The organism is Oceanisphaera sp. W20_SRM_FM3 (assembly GCF_052119705.1).
Lineage (GTDB): Bacteria > Pseudomonadota > Gammaproteobacteria > Enterobacterales > Aeromonadaceae > Oceanimonas.
In genome coordinates this window covers 12,594-35,909 of sequence record NZ_JBGQOP010000017.1, presented here as the reverse complement: position 1 = coordinate 35,909, position 23,316 = coordinate 12,594, and the positions used below count along the sequence as shown (strand labels likewise).

The 23,316-nt window shown below is 50.6% G+C and carries 20 protein-coding genes; 9 read left to right on the top strand and 11 right to left on the bottom strand.

The window, feature by feature from the left end; all coding sequences use genetic code 11:
* Positions 1–280 precede the first annotated feature (280 nt).
* From ACEN2G_RS10155 to ACEN2G_RS10145, 3 genes are read left to right on the top strand one after another with little or no spacing between them, the layout of a single operon-like run.
* Positions 281–1,408: an aromatic ring-hydroxylating oxygenase subunit alpha gene (locus ACEN2G_RS10155; protein WP_442021377.1), complete on the top strand. Its 1,128-nt coding sequence runs from the start codon at positions 281–283 to the stop codon at positions 1,406–1,408.
* Positions 1,409–1,450: 42 nt separating this feature from the next.
* Complete coding sequence (locus ACEN2G_RS10150) at positions 1,451–2,893, top strand: NAD-dependent succinate-semialdehyde dehydrogenase (RefSeq protein ID WP_442021406.1); 1,443 nt, start codon at positions 1,451–1,453, stop codon at positions 2,891–2,893.
* Positions 2,894–2,915: 22 nt separating this feature from the next.
* Positions 2,916–3,866, top strand: coding sequence for a PDR/VanB family oxidoreductase (locus tag ACEN2G_RS10145; protein WP_442021376.1), 951 nt, complete (start codon positions 2,916–2,918; stop codon positions 3,864–3,866).
* Between the two features lie 298 nt (positions 3,867–4,164).
* Here ACEN2G_RS10145 and ACEN2G_RS10140 read toward each other — a convergent pair whose 3' ends face one another.
* Both ACEN2G_RS10140 and ACEN2G_RS10135 read right to left on the bottom strand, forming a co-directional pair.
* On the bottom strand, positions 4,165–5,061 hold the full coding sequence (locus ACEN2G_RS10140) for a helix-turn-helix domain-containing protein (protein WP_442021375.1): 897 nt from the start codon (positions 5,059–5,061) through the stop codon (positions 4,165–4,167).
* Positions 5,058–6,005 (bottom strand): LysR substrate-binding domain-containing protein, encoded by a 948-nt coding sequence (locus ACEN2G_RS10135; protein WP_442021374.1) that lies wholly within the window; start codon positions 6,003–6,005, stop codon positions 5,058–5,060. Before ACEN2G_RS10135 ends, ACEN2G_RS10140 begins: the two co-directional genes overlap by 4 nt.
* 102 nt (positions 6,006–6,107) lie before the next feature.
* On the opposite strand from ACEN2G_RS10135, the gene ACEN2G_RS10130 reads away from it, so the two are divergent.
* Together ACEN2G_RS10130 and ACEN2G_RS10125 are read left to right on the top strand one after the other, a co-directional pair.
* A complete protein-coding gene (locus tag ACEN2G_RS10130; protein WP_442021373.1) occupies positions 6,108–7,175 on the top strand; it encodes a tartrate dehydrogenase in 1,068 nt (355 codons plus the stop codon).
* Between the two features lie 166 nt (positions 7,176–7,341).
* Positions 7,342–7,893, top strand: coding sequence for a glutathione peroxidase (locus tag ACEN2G_RS10125; RefSeq protein WP_442021372.1), 552 nt, complete (start codon positions 7,342–7,344; stop codon positions 7,891–7,893).
* A 391-nt stretch (positions 7,894–8,284) separates the two neighbouring features.
* On the opposite strand, the gene ACEN2G_RS10120 is transcribed toward ACEN2G_RS10125, so the two are convergent.
* Positions 8,285–9,823, bottom strand: coding sequence for a TerC family protein (locus ACEN2G_RS10120; protein ID WP_442021371.1), 1,539 nt, complete (start codon positions 9,821–9,823; stop codon positions 8,285–8,287).
* 427 nt (positions 9,824–10,250) lie between these two features.
* Here ACEN2G_RS10120 and ACEN2G_RS10115 point away from each other — a divergent pair, with 427 nt between their 5' ends.
* Genes ACEN2G_RS10115 through ACEN2G_RS10105 form a run of 3 tightly spaced genes read left to right on the top strand, consistent with a single transcriptional unit; the run spans position 10,251 to position 12,729 of the window.
* Complete coding sequence (locus tag ACEN2G_RS10115) at positions 10,251–11,042, top strand: 5-oxoprolinase subunit PxpA (RefSeq protein WP_442021370.1); 792 nt, start codon at positions 10,251–10,253, stop codon at positions 11,040–11,042.
* Between the two features lie 8 nt (positions 11,043–11,050).
* The gene (gene pxpB / locus ACEN2G_RS10110; protein WP_442021369.1) at positions 11,051–11,779 is read left to right on the top strand and encodes a 5-oxoprolinase subunit PxpB; all 729 of its coding nucleotides are present in this window, start codon (positions 11,051–11,053) and stop codon (positions 11,777–11,779) included.
* A complete protein-coding gene (locus ACEN2G_RS10105; RefSeq protein WP_442021368.1) occupies positions 11,779–12,729 on the top strand; it encodes a biotin-dependent carboxyltransferase family protein in 951 nt (316 codons plus the stop codon). Before pxpB ends, ACEN2G_RS10105 begins: the two co-directional genes overlap by 1 nt.
* Before the next feature lie 170 nt (positions 12,730–12,899).
* Here the strand turns inward: ACEN2G_RS10105 and ACEN2G_RS10100 are convergent, their stop codons facing one another.
* On the bottom strand, positions 12,900–14,282 hold the full coding sequence (locus ACEN2G_RS10100) for an NAD(P)-binding domain-containing protein (protein WP_442021367.1): 1,383 nt from the start codon (positions 14,280–14,282) through the stop codon (positions 12,900–12,902).
* A 343-nt stretch (positions 14,283–14,625) separates the two neighbouring features.
* Between ACEN2G_RS10100 and ACEN2G_RS10095 the strand changes: the two genes are divergently transcribed.
* Positions 14,626–16,179 (top strand): phospholipase D family protein, encoded by a 1,554-nt coding sequence (locus ACEN2G_RS10095; RefSeq protein WP_442021366.1) that lies wholly within the window; start codon positions 14,626–14,628, stop codon positions 16,177–16,179.
* Between the two features lie 113 nt (positions 16,180–16,292).
* On the opposite strand, the gene ACEN2G_RS10090 is transcribed toward ACEN2G_RS10095, so the two are convergent.
* The 7 genes from ACEN2G_RS10090 to thiC form a co-directional block, all read right to left on the bottom strand.
* Positions 16,293–16,853, bottom strand: coding sequence for a cytochrome b (locus ACEN2G_RS10090; RefSeq protein ID WP_442021365.1), 561 nt, complete (start codon positions 16,851–16,853; stop codon positions 16,293–16,295).
* A 229-nt stretch (positions 16,854–17,082) separates the two neighbouring features.
* Positions 17,083–17,487, bottom strand: a complete 405-nt coding sequence (locus tag ACEN2G_RS10085; protein ID WP_442021364.1) for an NINE protein — start codon at positions 17,485–17,487, stop codon at positions 17,083–17,085.
* 557 nt (positions 17,488–18,044) lie between these two features.
* Positions 18,045–18,812 carry a thiazole synthase gene (locus ACEN2G_RS10080; RefSeq protein ID WP_442021363.1) on the bottom strand — a complete coding sequence of 256 codons (768 nt, stop codon included), beginning with the start codon at positions 18,810–18,812 and terminating at the stop codon, positions 18,045–18,047.
* A gap of 1 nt (position 18,813) precedes the next feature.
* The gene (thiS, locus tag ACEN2G_RS10075) at positions 18,814–19,014 is read right to left on the bottom strand and encodes a sulfur carrier protein ThiS (protein WP_442021362.1); all 201 of its coding nucleotides are present in this window, start codon (positions 19,012–19,014) and stop codon (positions 18,814–18,816) included.
* Entirely contained in the window at positions 19,014–19,799 is a 786-nt protein-coding gene (locus ACEN2G_RS10070) for a HesA/MoeB/ThiF family protein (RefSeq protein ID WP_442021361.1), read from the bottom strand. The genes thiS and ACEN2G_RS10070 overlap by 1 nt, the downstream gene beginning before the upstream one ends.
* Position 19,800: 1 nt before the next feature.
* Positions 19,801–21,309 (bottom strand): thiamine phosphate synthase, encoded by a 1,509-nt coding sequence (thiE, locus tag ACEN2G_RS10065; protein ID WP_442021360.1) that lies wholly within the window; start codon positions 21,307–21,309, stop codon positions 19,801–19,803.
* A complete protein-coding gene (gene thiC / locus ACEN2G_RS10060) occupies positions 21,306–23,306 on the bottom strand; it encodes a phosphomethylpyrimidine synthase ThiC (protein WP_442021405.1) in 2,001 nt (666 codons plus the stop codon). The genes thiE and thiC overlap by 4 nt, the downstream gene beginning before the upstream one ends.
* Between the last annotated feature and the right edge of the window lie 10 nt (positions 23,307–23,316).

Below are 23,316 nucleotides of genomic sequence, written 5' to 3'. Positions count from 1 at the left end.
CATTTACTCACACATTCCATACGGGCCACATCGTTTGCTCACCACTCACAAAAACACCGTGGGTTGACAAACAATAGTCAGACCCGAGGCGGCAGTCAACAAAAAATTAACTTAAATTAAACAAATACACCAACACTTAAGCCATTGATATATATAGATATAAATATAAAAGCGTTAACTTGGTTAACTTTTTTGTAATTTACCGTTGACCTAAACTAGCATGCTCTACTAGTATCCTCCTCAACGTCAACTCAAGGTTTACACGGGGAGTAATGCAGCCATGAACAATGCTAACAAAATGATTTCCATCAATGATCACCTCGACATCGAAAACGCGTGGACCATTCCGGCGCGTTATTACACTACTGACGATGCATTTGAATTCGAAAAAGAAAAGATTTTTGCTAATTCATGGGTTTGCGTTGCCCACTGCAGTGAAGTGGCAGAAAAAAATGCCTATATAACCCGCAAACTGATAGGTGAAAGCTTGATCATAGTGCGGGGCCGCGATGACGTATTGCGCGGCTTTTATAATGTCTGCCCCCACCGCGGTCACCAGCTGCTGAGCGAAGAAGCCGGCAAGGCGAAGAATGTGATCACCTGCCCTTATCATGCTTGGGCTTTTAAGCTAGATGGCCAGCTGGCACACGCCACTAACTGTGAAAACGTCCATAATTTTGAAGCCGATGCCATGAGCCTGAGCGGTTTCCATGTGGTAGAGCACGCCGGTTTTATTTACGTCAACTTAACCAATGGCGAGCCGCAGCCCATTGAAGAGCAATTGCCAGGCCTTGCGGCAAAAATGGCCGAAGCCTGTAGCGTCATTAAAGACTTAAAACTGGCCGCCCGCTTCGTGAGTAATACGCCGGCGAACTGGAAAACCATAGTGGATAACTATACCGAGTGTTATCACTGCCCCACTAACCACGTCAGCTTCGCCAGCTCAGTGGATGTGGGCGTATACGACCATCAATTACACGATAATTGGACGGTACAGATTGGCAAAGCTAAGCCGTCTGAGTCTTCTTTCAAGTTTGATGAGTCAGTAACCGACCCACGCTTCTTTGGTTTTTGGATCTGGCCTTGCACTATGTTTAACATGCCGCCCGGTGGCGACTTTATGACGGTGATTTATGAGTTCCCAGTCAGCGCCGGTGAAACCTTGCAGCACTACGACATTTACTTCTTGAATGAAGAGCTGACTGAATACCAAAAAGACTTGATCGAATGGTATCGCACCGTGTTTCGCCCAGAAGATTTGCGCCTCGTCGAAAGCGTACAGAAGGGCCTGCAATCTCGCGGCTATCGCGGCCAAGGCCGGATAATGACGGACCGTCAGCGCAGCGGCATCAGCGAGCATGGCGTGGCACATTTCCACCAGCTGCTGGCCAAGGCGCATTTAGGCTAAACCGATATCCACTGCTTTCGATCAGGAGAAAAGATAATGAATATGCTCAATAACACGGCGCTGTTTCGCCAAGCCTGCTATCTCAACGGCCAATGGGTAGATACGGAACTCTGCCTTACTATCACCAATCCCGTCGATCAGTCGGTGCTGGGCACTGTGCCTAGCCTGACGGTGGCCGACGTTAACCGCACCATAGAGCAAGCCCATGCCGCGCAAACCGATTGGGCAGCGATCACGGCCAAAGCCAGAGCCAAGATCCTGAATCGTTGGTTTGCGCTCATTGAGGCGAACGTCGACGATTTAGGCACCATCATGACGCTGGAACAAGGAAAACCGCTGATCGAAGCTAAAGGAGAGATCCATTATGCGGCCTCATTTGTGGAGTGGTTTGCCGAAGAAGGTAAGCGGGTTTACGGCGAAACTATCGCCCAAACCGTGAACACTAACCGCCTGTCTACGATTAAGCAGCCGATTGGCGTTTGTAGCGCCATTACACCTTGGAATTTTCCGGCGGCCATGATCACCCGTAAAGCCGCCCCCGCTTTGGCGGCCGGTTGCAGCATCATTATTAAGCCAGCCTCGGAAACGCCGTTTACGGCACTGGCCTTGGCGGAGCTGGCCGATCAGGCGGGTATTCCCGCCGGTATTTTTAATGTGATCACAGGGGATGCCCGCACCTTAGGTGCGCCTTTGACGCAGCATCCATTAATCAGCAAGTTTTCTTTTACCGGCTCCACTCAGGTGGGCCGCACCCTGTACGAACAATGTGCGTCCACCATCAAGAAAACCTCCCTCGAGCTGGGGGGTAATGCGCCCTTTATCGTATTTGACGATGCGGATATCGACAAGGCCGTGACCAGTGCGGTGCAGGCTAAGTTTCGCAATGGCGGTCAAACTTGCGTCTGCGTAAACCGCTTCTATATCCATGATGCGGTTTACGAGGAATTTCTTGAAAAATTTGCCGCCCAGGTGGGCAAGCTGCGCGTCGGCAATGGCTTAGAGCAAAACACCGATATCGGCCCCATGATCACTCGCCGCGCCATAGATGGCATGCAAGTGCTGCTCGACGATGCGCTGGCCAAAGGTGCGCGTCAGCTGGTGCTGGGTAATGAAGTTGCCGAACAGGGTAATTACATCAACCCCAAGATTTTGGTGGATGTGAACGACACCATGGACATAGTGCACGAAGAAATTTTCGGCCCTATCGCCACCCTGATCCGTTTCCAAGACGAAGATGAGGTGCTAGCTCAGGCCAACAACACCATCTTTGGCTTGGCCGCCTACTTCTTTTCGCAAGATATCGGCCGTGTCTATCGCGTGGCAGAAAAGCTAGAAAGCGGCATGATCGGCATTAATACCGGCATGATCTCCAACGAAGTCGCGCCCTTTGGCGGCGTTAAGCAATCGGGTTTGGGTAAAGAAGGTTCCCGTTATGGGATCGAAGACTACCTGACCGTGAAGTACCTGTGCGTCGATATCGCCTGATCTGATAGGGAGTAACACTCTTATGAACCAGCAAAAAATCTCCGTCAAGGTGAGCCGCGTCCAACAGCTTAGCCCGACCATAAAGATGTTTGAATTTATCGCGCAAGACGCGCAGCTGAGCACTTTTAGTGCCGGCAGCCACGTTACCGTGCACATGGACGAAGCGGGAATTCGCCGGGCTTATTCGCTGATCAGTGACCCAAAGCGGCCTCAGCATTACCGTATTTCGGTGCTGCGTGATGAACAGTCTAAGGGTGGCTCGGCGTATATGCACGACAGCGTGGTGGAAGGTGATGAGCTACATCTGTCGCCCGCCGAAAACTTTTTCCCGCTGGTTCAAGACGTTACTTGTAAGCATATTTTGGTGGCCGGTGGCATTGGCATCACGCCTTTTATGTCGTATCTCTATGAGTTAGAAGCGGCCGGCATGGATTTTGAGCTACATTATTGCTTTCGCGATGGCGCCAATGCCGCTTATGTAAACGAACTGCGCGAGCGTGTTGGCCAGCGTTTACACGTGTACGACAACGCACTAGATCAGCATCTGTCGATTGAGCAGCTGGTGAAGGGGCAAGATAAAAACAGCCATCTTTATGTGTGTGGCCCACAGCCGTTAATTAACGCCGTGATTGAGCAAGGCAACGCGCATTTAGGCGAGAAACAGGTGCACTTTGAAAACTTCGGCGCAGTAGCCAGCACCGGCAGTTCTTTTGAAGTGCATTTTCAGCGCTCTGGTTTCAGCTTAGAAATAGGCGAAGGTACCTCTATCTTACAGGCCATTGAAGACGACAAACGCATCGCCATCGAATGCCTGTGCCGTAACGGGGTATGCGGAACTTGCGAAACCAGCATCTTGGAAGGTGAAGCCGATCACCGTGACCATTATTTGGATGACGATGAGCGCGCCGCACAAAAAACCATGATGTTGTGTGTGTCCCGCGCCAAGGGCCAACGCTTGGTGTTGGATATCTAAGCATTCGACATTCATGAAGAGACAGCAGGATTGCATCCGCCGACGCGCTAAACCGCACCCATGCGACGCTCAGCAAATGCCGTCCATGGCATTTGATGGCCGGCTACAGCATTTCCTGCTCTCTCTTTCCTCAATCTGGCGTTGGCTGTTGCTGGTGCCAGCCATAAATTCAGCCATCAATTAAGAAACCGTTAATACCATAAAGAAAAAGGGCACTTGTTCATCACTAAGTGATCAGCAAGAGCCCTTTTTTATGTGAAAGTCTGAGTAGGAACCCAGCCTCAGCTAGTAATTTCAGTTACCTCAATTCAAACATCAAAAACGGCTGCTGGTCGCTGTCCAGATGATGGAAGCCGTTAACGGTTCGACCCTGAAAATTGATCTGGCCACGGCCAGTCGCGCACATTTGCTCAAGCCATTCCGGGTTATTGACCACCAGTTGATACAGCAGGCTCTGCAATTCCAAATAACTGATTTTTTCCGCTTGGCTTTCATAATTGCTGGCCAGTATTTCTCCAGCCACATCGGTAAAGGCCACTAAGTGAGTAATGTGCGCCAATAAGACGTCGAAATACTGCTGCATCTTGCGCAGCCGTAATTCCGTGCTCTTACGCTCAGTGTTATCTAAGCTAATACCGACCAACTTAGTCACCTTGCCATTAGGGCCTTTAACGCCCGTGGCGCGGGAGGTTATCCAGCGATACTCGCCGTCGCGGTCGATTTTAAAGTCCATTTCATGAGCCCCGCCTTCGCGGATAATTTTCGAATAACCCTTAACCAGTTTTTCTCTGGCTTCATCGCTCATTAAGGCCCAAAACTCGTCGTTACTACTAACGCGGATGCCGTATACCGCCTCTACATTGTCGGAATACTGCACCTTTTGCGTCAGCAGATCCCACTCCCAAGTGACGATTTCTGCCGATTCCTGTAAATGCACTTCATTAATATTGCGCGCCGCCGGGCTGGTCTCGCCCTGCGCACTGGCATACTGACTGCCGTATTTTAACCAAATTTTATCTACGTCTAAAAAGGAGGCCAGCCGGTCTAAGTTACCGTCATCTATCATGCCGCCTTTGGTCCACTTGTTAACAGCAGTGCGCGACACGCCCAGCTCTTGAGCCAACTTAAGCTGGCTCATTTTCTTTTGCGCCAGCTCAGACAGCAGGCGGCTGCCAAAAGCATTGATGTTGGTCATTGATTTTTATCCACCTTGATACGTTCATCCTGAACGGGGCGTTGCCATCTTTGGGCTAAATATTGCTCGAGATTTTCGATGAAAATTCTTAAGTTAGCGCTGCTTTTGATGCTACGCGAATACACAGCATACACATCGGCCGCCTGCTGCCACTGGGGCAGCACCTGCACCAGTCGCCCTTGATCCAATTCGTGCTGCACGTTCCAAATAGAGCGCAGTAATATGCCCTGCCCATTCACACACCATTGTTTAGCCACATCGCCATTATTCACGCTCAGTCGGCTGTTCGGTGCGACTGTCATCAACTCTCCTTGGCGTTCAATTTTCCAAGAAGCCGGTGCCTGATTACGCTCGCGAATGGTGATACAGGTGTGCTTTTGCTCCAGCTCGCGCGGGTCTTCTGGCCAGCCGTGCTCTGCTAAATAGGCGGGTGCGGCACAAAAAATCCGGATATTACTGGCGATGCGCCGCGCAATATACTGTTCGGGAATGGCGCCACCGATGTAGATATCCAAATCCATGTTTTCACTGATCAGATCGACCGCCCTATCGGCCAGCGTTAAATCTATATCTAACAGCGGATAAGCGGCGCGTAATGACAGAATAAAAGGGTTGAGATATTCGGTGCCAAAGCCGGTGCTGCAACTAATGCGCAGCACGCCACAAATCTCTTCTCGCGACGCCCTAAGCTCGGCTGTCATGGCCTCTAGCCCTTGCAGTAATTGCTCACCCGTGCGCCACACAATCTCCCCTTCCGGCGTTAAACTAATGGCCCGCGCCGAACGAAAAAAAAGTACTACGCCTAAGTTTTTCTCCAGTAACTTGATGCGCTTAGAGATATAGGCGGGCGATACCAGCAACTGTTCCGCCGCCCGCGAAAAGCTCATCAGGCGAGCTGCAATAACCAATACCTTGATGTCTTCTAGCGCCGGCAACTTGTCCATGATCTGTAAACTCAGAGATTACACTTTGTGACTACATCTTATCAGAGGCTGCCTTAAACTGAGTGCCTAAGTTCTCACTTTCAGCAACCTGAGGTTACAAATATGTCACATTTCAATATCGCGGTTATTCCCGGTGACGGTATCGGCAAGGAAGTCATTCCCGAAGGTCTAAAAGTGCTGCAAGCCGCGGCGAAAAAGCACGGCGTGCAGCTGAATTTCACTCATTTTGATTGGTCTTGCGAAACCTATCATAAGACGGGTCGCATGATGCCCGAAGACGGCCTTGAACAACTCAAGGCGTTCGATGCGATTTTTCTCGGCGCCGTGGGCTTTCCGGGTGTGCCAGATCATATTTCCCTGTGGGGCCTGCTGCTGCCGATTCGCCGCGCCTTTAATCAATACGTTAACTTGCGCCCAGTACGTTTATTTGAAGGGCTACAGTCGCCACTGGCCAACAAGAAGCCCGGCGATATCGACTTTTACGTAGTGCGCGAAAACGTCGAAGGCGAATACTCGGCCATCGGCGGCATTCAATACGAAGGCACGGAAGACGAAGTGGTGTCTCAGCAGAGCATCTTTACTCGCAAGGGCACGGATCGCATCCTGAAATACGCCTTTGAATTGGCTCAGTCTCGTGACAAGAAACACCTAAGCTCAGCCACTAAATCGAATGGCTTGTTTCACTCCATGCCTTACTGGGACAGCCGCGTGGCCGCCATGGCCGAGCATTATTCTGACGTAAAGGTGGACCAATTCCATATCGATATTTTCACCGCCAACTTGGTGAGAATGCCCGAGTTTTACGATGTGATTGTGGGATCTAATCTATTCGGCGATATTTTGTCGGACTTAGGTCCGGCCTGCACTGGCACCATAGCGATAGCGCCGTCGGCCAACATCAATCCGGAGAAAAATCTGCCGTCCATGTTCGAACCGGTGCACGGCTCGGCACCGGATATTGCCGGCCAAAATATCGCCAACCCTATCGGTACCATCTGGGCCGCGGCCATGATGATGCAACATTTAGGCCATCAAGAAATGCACGACTCTATGATGAGTGCTATCGAAACCGCCATTCGCGAAGGCCATGCACTCACCCGTGATATGGGTGGTTCGGCCAGCACACAGCAACTAGGCCAAGCCATTACCGAGTTAGTCTTGGCTCAGTAAGCTGATTTTCCTCAGTCAATCGGCGCGACTAGCTGCAGATCCGCAAATAGCAGGCTCAGCGGTAACATCATGAATTAAGCTGAATACAGCCTTAGACCCGAGTAAGCTTTTCGCGCTTGCTCGGGTCTATTATTTATTCAACGGCTCATTATGTAAGGGAACACTCATGAAACGTTTATCCAGCGCACTCTGCAGTCTATTACTGTGTCAGCCCCTATTTGCAGCAACAGCGGCGGCCGAGCCCGATACTGCGGCCTTGTATGAACAACAACTGCCACGCCTGCACTCCAGTGAGATGCTCGACATGCATCAATTTGCTGGCCATCCGATGCTGGTGATTAATACCGCCAGCTTTTGTGGCTTTACCGGCCAGTTTGAAGGCTTAGAAGCGCTGCACCAAACCTATAAAGACCAAGGCTTAAAAGTGGTGGGCTTTCCCTCCAATGACTTTAAACAAGAAGCTAAGGATGAAGCCGAAGCGGCCGAAGTGTGCTTCGTCAACTTTGGCGTCACCTTCGATATGTCGCAGCCCATTGTGGTGCGCGGCACAGACGCCCACCCCATTTTTAAAGAAATTACTCGCCAAAGCGGTAAGGCGCCGCGCTGGAATTTCTATAAATTCGTCTTAAATAAAGAAGGCCAAGTAACGGCGGTATTCTCTAGCCTCACCAAGCCTGACGATCCTAAGCTGCAGGCGGCGATTAAAGCGGTTTTATAGCTGGAAGCGATAAGCCTGAAGCTGGAAGTTAGACCAAGCCCATCGCGTAAGGCGTGAGGTGAAAGCCACGGATAAAAAACGGCGCCCAATTGGGCACCGTTTGATTTATTTATAACTCAGTGTTGCTAAGAGAGCCAGTAGGAATTATCGGAGCCAACCGTCAAATGCCATGGTCAACAAAGGCTCCTGCAATGTTGACACTCGCGCCGTCCATGGCGCTCAACGGCATTTGACGAGTGTCGCTGGGGCGAGCTTGCCTCGCCGTGACGAATCATTTCAGCCTAACCGAGCATCCAGTGAATGTTCGCAGTAGGCTGAAATGATGAGTGTCATTAACCCTTAGCGCGTTGGCGGAGTTAATCCTACTGGCGATTAAGACTGATCTTAGCGTTTAATTTATAATACTCAGCGGCGAAATGCGCACTTGAGCGATGCGAAATTCATCGAGCTCCACCACTTCAAAGCGCAAGTCTTCATGCTCAAAGGTTGCACCTTCAACCGGTAACACACCGCTCCAAGCCAAGATCATACCGGCAAGCGTGGCGTATTCGTCGTCGGGGTCCACCAGCCCACGGCGCGATAATACTTGCTCTAAATAGTGCAAGTCAGTACCGCCTTTCACCAGCCAGCCATTTTCTTCGACCACCACTTCCGGGGCTTCGTCCTCATCGAGAAACTCGCCCACTATGGCTTCCAGTACGTCGTGTGGCGTAACTAAGCCTTGTATGGTGCCAAACTCATCGTTCACTAGCACCAGATTGCCTCTGGCGTCGCGCAGTATATTCAACAAACGGATCACGCTGATGCTGTCGGGCACTATGATGGAATCGTTACCCTCGGCCAGCTCAGCTAAGGTTTTACCTTCTTTCAGGCCCGCCATTAAGTCTTTAGCACGCACCACGCCCAGCAGGTTGTCCAACTCACCATCGCACACCGGAAACTGGCTATGAGAAGATGCCATCAGCTCCGCTAATACTTGTTCGCGGCTATCGCCAATATCTAACCAAGCGATTTCAGAACGCGGCGTCATTATGGTCCGCGTGGAGCGCTCAGCCAGCGATAACACGCCGCTTATCATATTGCGCTCTTCCTCGGCAAAGCCCGGCTCTTGGTTAGCTCTATGGTCGGTTTCGTGTTCAGTGTCCGCCGCTAACTTGCCCCCCATCAGATTAAAAATCGCCATGGTTGTGCGTTCACGCAACGGCAGGCGTGCCTCTTCTTTGGTAACATTGCGATTGGCCAATTGATTTAAAAATTCGATTAAAATCGAGAAACCGATAGCCGCATATAAGTAGCCCTTCGGAATATGATAACCAAAGGCTTCTGCCACCAAGCTAAAGCCTATCATCAACAAGAAACTTAAGCAGAGCACCACCACTGTTGGGTGGGCATTCACAAAATCCGTCAGCGATTTAGATGCCGCTAACATCACCAGCATGGCGATGATCACCGCCGTCATCATCACAGCTAGGTTGTCGACCATACCGACTGCCGTAATAATGGAGTCGAGCGAGAATACTGCATCCAATACTAAGATCTGCGCGATAACGACGCCAAAGCCCGCATAAACGCCAGTGGTGCTACTTTCTTCAGTGGGGCCTTCTAGCCGTTCATGCAATTCCGTGGTCGCTTTAAACAGCAAAAAGACGCCACCGCCCAGCAATATCAGGTCTCGGCCCGAGAAGCTCAGCTCGCCCCATGTGACCAAGGGTGTCGTTAAGGTGACAAGCCAAGACACCACGCTGAGTAAACCTAAGCGCATTAACAGCGCCAAAGACAGGCCGATAATACGCGCCTTCTCGCGCTGATGAGGCGGCAGTTTTTTCACCAAGATGGCAATAAAGACTAAGTTATCGATACCCAATACAATTTCTAACGCTATTAGTGTCAGTAAACCCACCCATAATGACGGATCCATTAGCAATTCCATGATTAACCTCTTAACAACTGTTGATTGTGCAACGAACGAATAGCGTCAGTGGTGCCGATACCGTGAGCGATATCAGAACGATAGATAAATCCAAAACAAGCGGCGCGAGCCCAAGGCAGCAGAAGCGGAAGGTGGTAGGAAAGTAAATAAGTAACAGCGTGATGCAAGCAACTTCGCGAGCAATCCATAGGGTACACCGGTGTTTACCCGGACCTCTTGGTTAAAATGAACGCTTATCATAAGCACAAAAACCGTACTGGCAAGATTATTTACTATTTAACCCCAAGCGTACGCCGTTAATAATACCCATTAGGTGCCTATATATTACGCCCATTTTACTAATGGCTGTTTAGCTAAGAGACTCAAGGTAAGATAGCCAAATTATGTTTAACGGCTCTGCAATTATGTTTTTAACAAGGAGTTAGCGGTGGCGAAATTATTGCTCAATGCCGATGTGGGCGAGAGTTTTGGCGCTTGGCAACTGGGCCAAGACGAAGCACTCATGCCCTTTATCGACCTCGCTAATATCGCCTGCGGCTTTCATGCCTCAGACCCCGATACCATGCGCCGCACGGTGCAATTAGCGCAATTGCATGGCGTGAAAATTGGCGCTCATCCGGCGTATCCCGACCTCGTCGGCTTTGGTCGACGCTCCTTGGCTTGCTCGCCCGCTGAAATAGAAAATATGGTGCTCTATCAGCTCGGTGCTTTGGATGCCTTGTGCCGCGCTGAAGGTACGCGGGTGCACTACGTTAAGCCCCACGGCGCGCTTTATAACGACATGATGCGCGAGCCGACAAAATTGGCGGCCGTGATGCAAGCGGTAGCCCGTTATGATGCGAGCTTGCCATTAATGCTGATGGCCAAAACAGATAACCAAGCCGCCTTAGATCTGGCCCAACCCTTTGGCCTGCAGCTATGGTTTGAAGCCTTTGCCGATCGCGCCTACGACGGCCAAGGTTTGTTAGTGTCGCGCCAGTTGCCCGGTGCCGTATTCAGCTCGCCCCAGCAAATCATCGAGCAAGCCCGCCGCATAGCCTTAGGTGAGCCACTCGTGGCCTGTGATGGCAGCGCGCTTGTGTTAAGCGCCGACACCTTGTGCGTGCACGGCGATAACCTTGAGTCGATTGGCGCAGTAAGCGCTATTCGCCACTTGTTGGAAAACCTAAAATTGGAAAACCTAAAGTCGGAAAACCTAAAGCTGGATAGCCTAACGTGAGCAGCAATGTGAATAAGAGCGAGGGCCAGCTCCCTCGCCTAGAAAACGCCGGCATGGATGCTTGGCTGGTGCGACTGTTCAATGCCATAGACGAGGCTAATATGGGCTGGATTACCGCCTTAGTTAGCGCCTGTGAGCAGGCTTTCGGCGAGCGACTCATAGATCTAGTGCCTTCTTACACTACGGTATTGGTACAGTTCGACCCCATGCAACTAGACCACGCTCAAGCTCGTATTCTGTTACAGCAAGTGTTGGCCGAGCTACAACCCTCGGCGACAAGCGACCATAAGCCTGTTATCGAGCTACCGGTTTGGTATGACGTGAGCGTGGGCCCAGAGCTGGCGCGCTTAAGTCAGCATACGGGCCTCACGCTTCCCGCCTTAATCGAATTGCACAGCTCGCCCGTGTATCGGGTGTTTGCCCTAGGCTTTGCGCCCGGCTTCGCTTTTATGGGCACCCTGCCCGCCTTGCTTGAATTACCGCGCTTAACACAACCCAGAGCAAAGGTGCCCGCCGGCAGTGTGGCGATTGCCGGTCGCCAAACTGCCGCCTATCCTGCTCCATCTCCGGGTGGTTGGAATCTGCTGGGTCGCACGCCGGCTCAGTTCTTTGATTTGCAGCGCCCCAGCTTAAGCCTGCTACAAGTGGGCGACCGCGTGCGCTTTATGCCTATTACCCAAGCTCAGTTTCAGCGTTTGGGTGGAGACTGCACCCCCATGTCGAGCGATAAGTATTAATGCAGGGTTTTCTTACCGTTATCAAACCCGGACCGTTAACCACCTTACAAGATGCGGGTCGCTTTGGCGTGCGCCACTTAGGCATTAGCCAAGGTGGACCAGCAGATCTGCAAGCCTGGGGCTGGGCCAATTGGTTACTGGGTAACAGCTGGGGTAGCCCAGCATTAGAAATTACCTTAGGCGGACTCACACTAAGAGCAGAGCAAGCTTGCCGAGTGGCATTGTGTGGCGCCGACATGCAAGCGCGCATAAATGGCCAGCCACTGACCAACAACCACGCTTTTACGCTTGCCGCAGGCGACGAGCTTAAGCTGGGCATGGCCAAGCACGGCGTGCGCGCCTATTTAGCCGTGGCGGGTGGCTTTATCGCTAAACCGATTTTAGGCAGCGTGGCTTGTGTAATGCGTGACCAGCTGGGTGGCCATCAGGCCGATGGCAGTAAATTAGCGGCTGGGGACACGCTCGCCTTTTCTAGCAATGCTTTTTCTAGTAGTTATGCCGCCGACGTGATGCCTCAGCGCCAGCTACCGACTGACGCGCTACCTCATTATCAGGAAGAAGCCACACTCATGATGATCCCCGGCGCCCAGTTTAGATTTTTTGATGATCTCAGCCTGCTCCAAGCCTTTACTCAGCCTTGGCGCTTGGATCCTAGATCCGATCGCATGGGGATCCGCCTGCAAGGCCCAATGTTGCACTGCAATATAGAGAGTTTAATCTCAGAAGGACTAACGCTGGGTGCGGTACAAGTACCGCCTAATGGCCAACCCATTATATTACTTAACGACCGTCAAACGATTGGCGGTTATCCGCGTTTGGGCACGCTCACGCCACTGGCCTGCGCGCGACTGGCCCAATGCCAACCGGGGCAAACAGTAAGGCTGTGCATCTGCACAGCCAAGCAGGCTCAAGCGCAGTATCGAAAATGGAGAGCGGCACTGGAAAGATAGCCGTAAGCTTGACGCTATACGCCGTATGTTCATCCTTCGAAGATGTAGTGTTTTTCTTTGACCTACCGCGCAAGGCGTACTGCGTATCGCTTTGTATTAGCGATCAAAAAAGCCTGCCCACACGCTTAGTGTCGGGCAGGCTTTGTCAGTAAGGATCCGTTAGACAGACGTTAGTCGATTTTATCGAGCGTATTACTCTCAATAAAATCTAACGACATAAAGCTTTCTAGTGAGTCGTCCTTAATATCTAACCAAGTGGCGGGCAGCTGAGTTGCCAAGGTGCCGGTTACGGTAGAAGGATAGGATTTTTCTCTAAAGGCCATGATGTCGTCTTGCTTGTCCTGCAGCCACTGCTTAAATAACTCACCCTGCTCTTCCACTGCAAAGTCGGGATAGTCGGTGGGCCCGAGCAGGTCACGAATATAGCTGGCCTGAAAATCAATCGAGTCATGGCAGCCACTTAATTGCTCATGGCGCGCTAGCCATGACTGCATATCTTGCTGGCGTTTGTCTGCCTCTGGCACAGGTATCTTACCCATAATGGCATCACGGGCGTACCAGGCTTGGGCATCAAACATATTGAAGGTGAAATACTGATCCTGCATGCCCAGATAGATCAATTTGGGGTTTTGCTGGAAGAAAATACCTTTATATAAGTTATCTGGATACAAACAGTTATTCGTCTGTAAGCGCAGCTCATCGGGCAAAAACGGGAAGTGGAACAAATAGCCGGTGCACATAACAATGGCATCAAATTGCTTGCTGCTGCCATCAGCAAAGTGACCTATGTTGCCTTCAAGGTGAGTTAGCAGCGGTCGCTCTGTCATACCTTTTGGCCAGTCAAACCCAATCGGATTTGAGCGATAGCTAATGGTGACCGACTTAGCGCCATACTTAAAGCACTGAGAGCCAATGTCTTCTGCCGAGTAGCTGGCACCCACTAGTAATACGTTCTGGTTTTCGTATTCCAGTGCATCTCTAAAGTCGTGGGCATGCAGCACTCGGCCCGGAAACTGCTCTAAGCCTTCGAAGTAGGGCATATTCGGCGTAGAAAAATGGCCGGTGGCCACTACCACGTAATCAAACTCATTGGTTTCTTGCTCACCAGTTTTATGATTCATGACGGTAACAGTAAACATGTTGCTGCTTTCGTCATAAGTCACCCAACGTACTGGACACTCGAAACGGATATATTTGAGGATGGCGGCTTTATCGATACGACCCATAATGTAGTCTTTAAGCACGGCACGTGGCGGATAGGAAGGAATGGCTTGACCAAAATGCTCGTCAAACGAGTAATCAGCAAACTCTAAGCATTCTTTGGGGCCGTTCGACCATAAATACCGATACATGCTGCCATGAACTGGCTCGCCATTTTTATCTAACCCCGTGCGCCAAGTGTAATTCCACATGCCGCCAATATCGTTTTGTTTTTCATAACAGACGATCTCTGGCAGGTTTTGTGCCCCTGCAAGGCGTGCCGCCTCAAACGCTCTTAACTGCGCCAAACCGCTTGGGCCTGCGCCTAATATCGCTATTTTCTGCTGTTTCAAGATAATCTCCTTTAATGCAATAACCTTGCCATGCTAAAGGATTTAACCATTGATTTACAAACAAAAAAATAAATTTGCGCTAAAAGTAGCCAGATGAATCGGATTATTTTAGCAACAAATGTTCACAATCCGAGCCTTGACAGACGAATGACGGATACAATAATTCGCCTAGTTACAGCATAAAACTCTGCATAGGTGAGTGCCTGCTTACATGAATAATGAGTGCGCGGTAGTCGTGGCTTTAGGCCGTTTGTCATTGCACTAAACAGGTGCCAGCGCTTATCTTTAGCATCACAGACTGCTTATACTTAATCCCACTTTGCATTCGCCATGTAGACACGTCATGACTCATTACTTTGCTAAGTTTTTATTGCTCTGTACTCGGCTTACGGGATTCCCAAGACCGGTCTGTAAACCGCTCCCCACTCCTTTTGAGCCTAAAGACAGCAAATACACTCGCCTTGGCCAAGGCATCATTAAAGAGGCAGAAAATCAGCAAGGCTCATCTGGCTTTTACTTATTGAGCAATGGCTTAGATGCCTTTGTGACGCGCTTATCCTTGATGGAAGCCGCGGATCAAACGCTCGATGTGCAGTATTATCTGTTTCATAAAGACGTTACCGCTAAGTTATTTACCCATTACTTAGTGCGCGCCGCCGATCGCGGGGTGCGAGTACGCATGCTGCTCGACGACTTTGGCCATTACGGCCAAGAGCGTTTGTTGCGAGCGCTGGTTGAGCACCCCAATATTTCGATCCGCCTATTTAATCCCTTTGCCAATCGCAAGTTACCCTACTTAGACTTTTTAACGCGTTTTTCTAAAGTTCAGCGGCGTATGCACAACAAGTCGTTTATTGCCGATAACCAAGCCGCCATTATTGGCGGCCGTAACATTGGCAATGCCTATTTTTCCGCAGATGAATACTTTAACTTCACCGACTTAGATGTACTGGGCGTAGGTCAATTTGCCGCAGATGTCAGTACCGCTTTCGACTTATATTGGGAGCACAGCTTATCTGTGCCGGTGCAAGCGTTGCAGCGCAGAACCATTAAGCTTTCTTTAGCGGGAGCGCGACGAAAATTAGCCAGGCATCGTCACTATAAAAGCAGCCGCGCTTATTTGGCGCGTTTGGCGGATTTAGAGTTAGTGGAGCGGCTAAAAGACGGCGAGTTAACCTTGTATTGGGCAGATTCAGAGTTGGTCTACGATCACCCCGATAAATTACTGAACGACAGTGCAGATACTCGCGGCCATTTGGCACCCACGTTAGCTTGTCTCTGGCAAGAGGTCACCCAAGAGGCGCTGCTGGTATCGCCTTACTTTATTCCTGGAGATGAGGGTGTTGCTACCTTTGCTAACTGGGTAGCGAAAGGCGCTAAGGTGACGATTTTAACCAACTCACTGGCCGCCAACGACGTGCCCTTAGTGCACGCCGCTTATGCTCGCTATCGGCCGCCACTGCTGGCCGCTGGCGCCCAGTTATGGGAGCTGCAACCTAGCGGTAAAAAATCACGAAGAAGTAGGCGCTTTCGAGGTCTGCCTAGCTCTTCTAAGGCCAGTTTACATGCCAAAACGCTGATTTTTGATCGCAAAATTTTGTTTGTGGGCTCCCTTAACTTGGATCCTAGATCCCTGAGCCTCAACACCGAAATTGGCGTGTTCATTCACAGTAAAGCCATGGCCGAGTTCGCCAGCGAAATCTTTTTAGCCGAACTGCCAGAGCACGCCTGGCGCTTAAAAATAAGTAAAGAGCCGGGCTCTCGCACTGGGTTAGACTGGTTAGATGAGTCTGATCCTGAGGCCATTCAGCGCTATCAACACGAACCCGAGGCCAGCCGTTGGAGTCGCGTTAGAGCTTGGGCCTTCGGCTATTTACCGCTAGAGTCATTGCTTTAAATGACAGCGGTACGCTATCCGTTATAACAAACATCCCTGCGGAGTAAGATAGGTTTGCTGTCTGCCCTTAACTTACGGCGTATAACGTAAGGCGTACAAAGTGGCTCTTAGTTCTAAACCTTAGCGCCCAGCATGCGACGCAGCGTGCCGTCTTTATCGAGCAGATGATGCTTAAACGCACCGGCAATATGCAGCAATATCGCCAAAATCAGCAAGTAACCCAAAATGCCGTGCGCCGCATTCATCACCTCCGCCAGAGGGCCATTAAGCGGTATCACCTTGCCCACATTGACCGGATCTGGATTTCTCGCCACCAGCTGTAAGCCAAAAAAGGCCACGCCATTACCGCCAAAGACTGACATTAAAAAGCCGAACACCGGCATTAATAGTACGCCGACTAACAGCAAATAATGTACACCGCGAGCCAGCACGCGCTCAGCAAGTGAGTATTCACTGACTGCCGGCGGCCAGCCATTTTTTAGGCGATGAATAGCTTGTACCAACACGATTAGAAAGACCAGCTGACCCAAGGATTTATGCCATGGGTATAGCGCATACACTTCGAAATTCGCCATATACACGCCCACGACCAGCATGCCCATCACGAGTAACCCCACCAGCCAGTGCAGTAATATGGTAGTGGTGCTCAGCTTAGTTCTAGTATCAACATTCATTGGTGTACTCCCTTACGTTATACCGACTCTTATCGTTATACGGATTACCGCCTGGGTTTACGGTACCGCAGCACAAAATTGAGTGTTGACGCTGAAAGTATAAATAGCGACCCTTAATTGTGCTGAGAGAAGTACCAAGGCAATAAGTGGTGAATGCCTGTTTATTGTAAAAGGCTAAAGTCGACACTCGGTATTTTCTTGAACCGAAAGCTTAGCGCTTCCCGCTGCCTTACCCAAATCGCCGCGAATTACGGTTAACTTCGTCGATTTGTCCGTTTAAGGTGCAAAAGTCGTAGAGAAAACCCAGCAGAAAGAAGCCGCCGGTAAAAAACCAAATAATGGCTGTTATCCACTTGCCCATATACAAACGATGGGCACCGAAGATACCGAGAAAGGTCATTAAAACCCAGGCAATATTGTAATCGACCCGCCCTTTGGCGTAACGCTCATCGGCGTCTCTGTCCATACTTGGAATTAAGAACAAATCCACGATCCAACCGATAAAAAACAGCCCCAGCGTGAAGAAGTAAATCACGCCACTAACGGGGCGGCCGTAATAAAAGCGATGGGCGCCCATAAAGCCAAAAATCCACAAGACGTAGCCGATCACCTTGCTGTGTGTGCTGTTGGTCATAATCAAACTCCATGGTGGTGGCCAAGTGCTAGTTATTAGCTTACCTGATTACGTATGAACTTCAGCCATGATGCGCGTTGTTTTGGTTTGTCCTTTGTAGCAGCCAATTTATTCGGCTGGCCAGCTTTGCTGGCTGTTATTGAGGTTTAGATTTAGACCAAAACACTAAACCGGGCCGAATAAATTGGCCCCTACAAGGTCAAAACACCAAACTGAGTCCCATATTCTTACCGAAAACACGAGTCGTTCCATGTAAATTTTTGAATTTATTGGTGATTAGTTTACTGAAACATGGCTGAGCTTTATTGGTAATCAGTTTAGCTTAAGTGTTTATGTTACCACTGCCTACCAAGCACACCATATTTACCGTTCGTCATCGAGAATGCTGCGTCTAAGCCTGACCAGGCGCAAAATTTAGATATAAAAAAACCTGCCGCAGCAGGTTTTTTATAACTATTTTTTTAAATTCAGGGTTGATATAGCGCCGTCACCCTTTACGACTTTAGTGCTAGCGGTTTTAGTTCTAACAGCTTAAGGCTTAGCGCTGCCCGAAGGGTCTATTTATTAGCAAAATTAGTCAGCGGGCTAGTCGCCTGTGCATATTGGCTCTTGCTTGGCAAACCGGCTAAATAAGCGTGACGACCAGACTCAACCGCCAGTTTAAAGGCCCGCGCCATGGCAATAGGGTCACGTGCGGTCGCGATGGCAGTATTTACCAACACGGCATCAGCACCCAATTCCATGGCGTAAGCCGCATGGCTAGGCGCGCCAATTCCTGCATCTACGATCACGGGAATATTGGCCTGCTCGATAATAATTTGCAGAAAATCATGGGTCACTAGGCCTTTATTGGTGCCAATGGGGGCACCTAATGGCATAACGGCGGCACAACCTGCTTCTTCTAAGCGCTTGCACAATAACGGATCTGCACTGCAATAAGGCAGCACGATAAAGCCTTCTTTGACCAAGATTTCGGCCGCTTTAAGCGTTTCGATTGGGTCAGGCAGCAAATACTTAGGATCTGGGTGCACTTCTAGTTTGACCCAGTTAGTACCCAGCGCTTCACGAGCCAGACGCGCGGCAAATAGCGCCTCTTCTACCGTATGCGCCCCAGCGGTGTTAGGCAGTAAATGTACGCCCAGCTCAAGTAGTGGCGGTAAAATATCGTCGCTGTGATTGACCAGATCGACGCGCTTCATTGCCATGGTGACCATCTCTGAGCCACCCGCAAAAAACGCATCTTTCATCTGCTGACGGTTGGCAAATTTACCCGTTCCGGTAAAAAGACGAGAACTAAAGGTTTTATTGGCAATGACAAGACTCATGTTAGCCTCCGGCTATGGCGTGAAATAAGGTAATTTTATCGTTTTCAGTTAAGATTTGTTCGGACCACTGGCCGCGCGCTACCACAGATTGGTTAAGCGCCACCGCCACACCGGGCTTGTTTTGCTCAAGCTCCAGCAATAACTCGGCCAGCGTAATGCCCTCGGTCAGCATCATGGTTTTATCGTTCAGTGTTATTTGCATTACTTATCTCCCTTAAGCCCACATACCGGACAAGCGGGATCCTTCGGCACCCGCAGGCCGTGCCAACTATGATTTTTGGCATCAAACAGTTTTAGCTCACCCCAAGGTACTGTCCCGGTGCCGGTGAAATACTTGATGGCTTCCAGCGCCTGCAACATGCCGATCGTGCCCACTACTGGGCCAATTACGCCTGAATTGCTGCAGTTCAGCTGCTCGCCAATATCTGTGCCATACAGGCAACGATAACAGCCATGGTCGCGCTTCGGATCCAGCGCCAGTAATTGGCCTTCAAAACGAATGGCAGCCCCCACCAGCAGGGGTTTTCCCGCACCGTAGCAGGCGGCATTCAGTTGCTGGCGGATCAAAATATTGTCGGTGCAGTCCAGCACCAAATCTACCTCGGACACAAAACCGGCCAGATTTTGCTCATCCATCTTTTGATTGATGGCGATCACTTCCACTTCGGGATTAAGCTTGTGCAGCTTGATACGGGCAGTTTCGGCCTTACTTTGCTTTAAACTGTCCATATCATACAAAGTTTGGCGCTGTAGGTTGCTGACCTCAATATGATCAAAATCAGCCAACCATAAAGTGCCCACGCCCGCCGCGGCCAAATATTGCACCGCCGGCGAGCCTAAACCACCTAGCCCAACTACTAATACCGAAGCCTGCTTCAGCGCTCGCTGACCTTGCTCGCCCACCTCTTCCAGCAGCAAGTGCCGGCTATAGCGCATAAATTCGTCGTCGCTAAGCTCAATGACATCAGATTCGCCGTCGTTAAGCATATTAGCCCTCCACCAGCGCCAGCAGCTCACGGGTTGCCGCTTCTGGATTGGCCGCTTCTGTGATTGCCGTTACTAAGGCGATGCTGCCAATGCCGGTTTCCGCCACTAGAGGCACACGGTCACGGCTAATGCCACCAATCGCCACTAACGGAAACTCTTTTTCCATTAGCGCCACATAGCGATGTAAGCGTTCTAAGCCTTGGGGGCGCGAGGGCATATCTTTGGTCTTGGTAGGGAAAATATGCCCCAAGGCCAAGTAAGACGGCTTTAGCTCACGGGCACGCAGCATTTCATAGTAGCCGTGAGTCGATAAGCCTAGCTTAATGCCAGCGGCACGAATTGCCTCAAGATCGGCGATTTCTATGTCTTCTTGACCTAAATGCACGCCATAAGCGCCATGTTTGATGGCCAAGCGCCAGTAGTCGTTGATAAACAGGCGCGCGTTAAAACGCTGGCCCAGCTCAACGGCGGCCTTAATATCAGCCTCTACCTGATCATCGGTTTTATCTTTGATGCGCAGCTGTAAAGTGCGCACGCCCCAGGTCAGCAGTTGCTCTAGCAAAGTGATGCTAGTGACCACCGGATACAAGCCCAGTTTAAGGGTATCCATAGCGGCAAACTCACCCTTAGGATGCGGGCCACTAATGCCTAACTGCTCGGCCAAAGCAGAGCCTGGCATCACCACAGTGGGGAAGTCATTCAGATCTGTCGGCCAGCCTAAATGCGCTACCGGACCGGCACCTGCACCTATAGCCTCGGCGCCTTTCAAGCCTTGGTTGACATAGGCTTTAGCTAATACCAGCGCATCTTCAATCGGATAATCCAGTGCAATGGCGGTAGCGATAGCAGAAGAAAGAGTACAACCTGTGCCGTGACCGTGTACTGTCTCGACTTTGGTGCTGGCGAGCCAAATTTCACGCGCGCCGTCGGTGTAAAAGTCGATAGCTTGCTTGCCTGCCCAAGCGAAGTGGCCGCCTTTCACCAGCACGGCACGAGCACCCATTTCAAGCAGTGCCGCGGCACCCGCACGCACGTTCGCTGCAGAGTCGGGCGTAATGCCCGACAATACTGCTAATTCGGTGGCGTTCGGGGTAATTAAGTCCACTTCTGCTAACAGATGCTGCTTGATGGCCGGCAATAAACTGGCTTCCGCCATGGCCTGACCAGTACTGGCAATCGCCACCGGATCCAGCACCACATAAGGTTGCCATTGGCGGCGATATTCGCGCAGGTAGCGAGCCAATACTTCGGCACGCAAGCCCCCCGGCAACAAACCAATCTTGATGGCTTTCGCTTGCATATCCGTGGCCAATGACACGAGTTGGCTGGTAAAAGCCTGCATTAACACAGGCTCAACCATGGACACAGCAACGGAGTTTTGCGCGGTAATGGCGGAAATAACCGAGCAGCCGTGGCCGCCCAGTGTATGAATGGTGTGCAAGTCGGCCTGAATTCCAGCGCCGCCGCCCGAATCAGAACCGGCAATGGTCCAGACTATGGGTCTTGTCATAGCAATTCCTTCTCCAATTTGTCTACTTGGTGATAAAGCTCACCACCGCGCTTTTTGAATTCTTCTGACATCTGCGCCATGCCCGCGATCACAGTTTCGTGGTTGCCATTGATATCGACCATTTGAATGGCGATAGATTCTTGTGCCGCCGCATACTCACGCACCTCTTGGGTGATCTTCATGGAGCAGAATTTAGGCCCGCACATAGAGCAAAAGTGCGCTACCTTGCCGGACTCTTGAGGCAAAGACTCATCATGATAATCACGGGCCGTTATTGGATCTAAGCTTAAATTAAACTGGTCTTCCCAACGGAATTCAAACCGCGCCAAGGACAAAGCGTTATCACGAATCTGGGCGCCCGGATGACCTTTGGCTAAGTCAGCCGCATGGGCGGCTATCTTATAGGTGATCAAGCCCTGCTTCACATCTTCTTTATTTGGCAGACCTAAGTGCTCTTTTGGCGTGACGTAACACAACATGGCGCAGCCGTACCAACCAATTAAAGCAGCACCTATGCCAGAGGTAATGTGGTCATAGCCAGGGGCAATATCGGTAGTCAGGGGCCCAAGCGTATAAAACGGCGCCTCATGGCAATGCTCTAACTGCTCTTCCATATTGCGTTTGATCATGTGCATAGGCACGTGACCCGGGCCTTCAATCATCACCTGCACATCGTATTCCCAAGCAATCTTAGTTAGCTCGCCCAGCGTATACAACTCGGCAAACTGGGCTTCGTCGTTAGCATCAGCAATCGAGCCGGGGCGCATGCCATCACCGAGCGACAAGGACACGTCATAGGCGGCACAGATCTCACAAATATCGCGAAAACGCTCGTAAAGAAAACTTTCTTTATGATGGGATAAACACCATTTGGCCATAATAGAGCCGCCACGGGAGACGATACCGGTGACGCGCTTGGCAGTCATAGGCACGTAGCGCAGCAAGACGCCGGCGTGAATAGTGAAGTAATCCACGCCCTGCTCGGCTTGTTCAATCAAGGTATCGCGGAACACTTCCCAGTTTAAGTCTTCGGCCACGCCGTTTACTTTTTCCAACGCCTGATAGATAGGGACTGTGCCGATTGGCACTGGACTGTTACGCAAGATCCACTCGCGAGTCTCGTGAATATTACGCCCCGTCGACAGGTCCATCACGTTATCGGCACCCCAGCGGGTGGCCCACACCAACTTCTCAACTTCTTCTTCAATCGACGAGGTTACCGCCGAGTTACCGATATTGGCGTTGATCTTAATCAAGAAGTTGCGGCCGATAATCATAGGCTCAGATTCGGCGTGGTTAATGTTGGCCGGAATAATAGCGCGACCTTCGGCCACCTCTTTGCGTACAAACTCAGGGGTGATGTTCTCTGGCAGGTTGGCGCCAAAGTTTTCGCCCTTATGTTGTTTTAACAGCATTTCATCACGCACCCGCTCGCGGCCCATGTTTTCACGGATGGCGATGTATTCCATTTCCGGCGTGATAATGCCTTTTCGCGCATAGTGCATTTGCGTCACACACTGGCCTAACTTGGCTTTGCGGGGCTTAGGCATATGCTCGAAGCGCAAGTGATCGTAGCCATCATCCGCCATGCGCTCTTGAGTGAATTCTGAGCTGACTTGTGCCAATTCTATGGTGTCGTCACGGTCCAAAATCCACTGACGGCGCAGCTGTGGCAAGCCTTGGCGTACATCTAACTCGACTTCTGGATCGCCATAAGGGCCTGAGGTGTCATAGACAGGAATAGGGTCATTAGGCTCAAGAATGGGATTTTCTTCACTGCCGCCTTTGAAACTATCGGCTAAATGAATTTCACGCATCGCCACACGAATATCTGGGCGTGAACCTTGCAGATAAATACGCTGAGAATTCGGAAAGTGTTCGCCTTTCAAGTTATCGATAAACTCTTGAGCTTGGCTGCGGACTTCGCGGCGGTTCACTTTTTTAGGTTGTTGATCTGAAACGTTAGTTAATTTTTGGTTTGCTGCTTTCGTTGACATTATTTTTGAC

Bases quoted from the DNA above. Each gene is read 5' to 3' on its own strand.
- ACEN2G_RS10120 (WP_442021371.1), bottom strand. From the start codon at position 9,823: ATGGAATTGCTAATGGATCCGTCATTATGGGTGGGTTTACTGACACTA.
- ACEN2G_RS10095 (WP_442021366.1), top strand. From the start codon at position 14,626: ATGACTCATTACTTTGCTAAGTTTTTATTGCTCTGTACTCGGCTTACG.
- ACEN2G_RS10085 (WP_442021364.1), bottom strand. From the start codon at position 17,487: ATGACCAACAGCACACACAGCAAGGTGATCGGCTACGTCTTGTGGATT.
- ACEN2G_RS10150 (WP_442021406.1), top strand. From the start codon at position 1,451: ATGCTCAATAACACGGCGCTGTTTCGCCAAGCCTGCTATCTCAACGGC.
- ACEN2G_RS10135 (WP_442021374.1), bottom strand. From the start codon at position 6,005: ATGGACAAGTTGCCGGCGCTAGAAGACATCAAGGTATTGGTTATTGCA.
- thiE (WP_442021360.1), bottom strand. From the start codon at position 21,309: ATGACAAGACCCATAGTCTGGACCATTGCCGGTTCTGATTCGGGCGGC.
- ACEN2G_RS10130 (WP_442021373.1), top strand. From the start codon at position 6,108: ATGTCACATTTCAATATCGCGGTTATTCCCGGTGACGGTATCGGCAAG.
- ACEN2G_RS10155 (WP_442021377.1), top strand. From the start codon at position 281: ATGAACAATGCTAACAAAATGATTTCCATCAATGATCACCTCGACATC.
- ACEN2G_RS10145 (WP_442021376.1), top strand. From the start codon at position 2,916: ATGAACCAGCAAAAAATCTCCGTCAAGGTGAGCCGCGTCCAACAGCTT.
- thiC (WP_442021405.1), bottom strand. From the start codon at position 23,306: ATGTCAACGAAAGCAGCAAACCAAAAATTAACTAACGTTTCAGATCAA.
- ACEN2G_RS10080 (WP_442021363.1), bottom strand. From the start codon at position 18,812: ATGAGTCTTGTCATTGCCAATAAAACCTTTAGTTCTCGTCTTTTTACC.
- ACEN2G_RS10090 (WP_442021365.1), bottom strand. From the start codon at position 16,853: ATGAATGTTGATACTAGAACTAAGCTGAGCACCACTACCATATTACTG.
- thiS (WP_442021362.1), bottom strand. From the start codon at position 19,014: ATGCAAATAACACTGAACGATAAAACCATGATGCTGACCGAGGGCATT.
- ACEN2G_RS10140 (WP_442021375.1), bottom strand. From the start codon at position 5,061: ATGACCAACATCAATGCTTTTGGCAGCCGCCTGCTGTCTGAGCTGGCG.
- ACEN2G_RS10105 (WP_442021368.1), top strand. From the start codon at position 11,779: ATGCAGGGTTTTCTTACCGTTATCAAACCCGGACCGTTAACCACCTTA.
- ACEN2G_RS10070 (WP_442021361.1), bottom strand. From the start codon at position 19,799: ATGCTTAACGACGGCGAATCTGATGTCATTGAGCTTAGCGACGACGAA.
- ACEN2G_RS10125 (WP_442021372.1), top strand. From the start codon at position 7,342: ATGAAACGTTTATCCAGCGCACTCTGCAGTCTATTACTGTGTCAGCCC.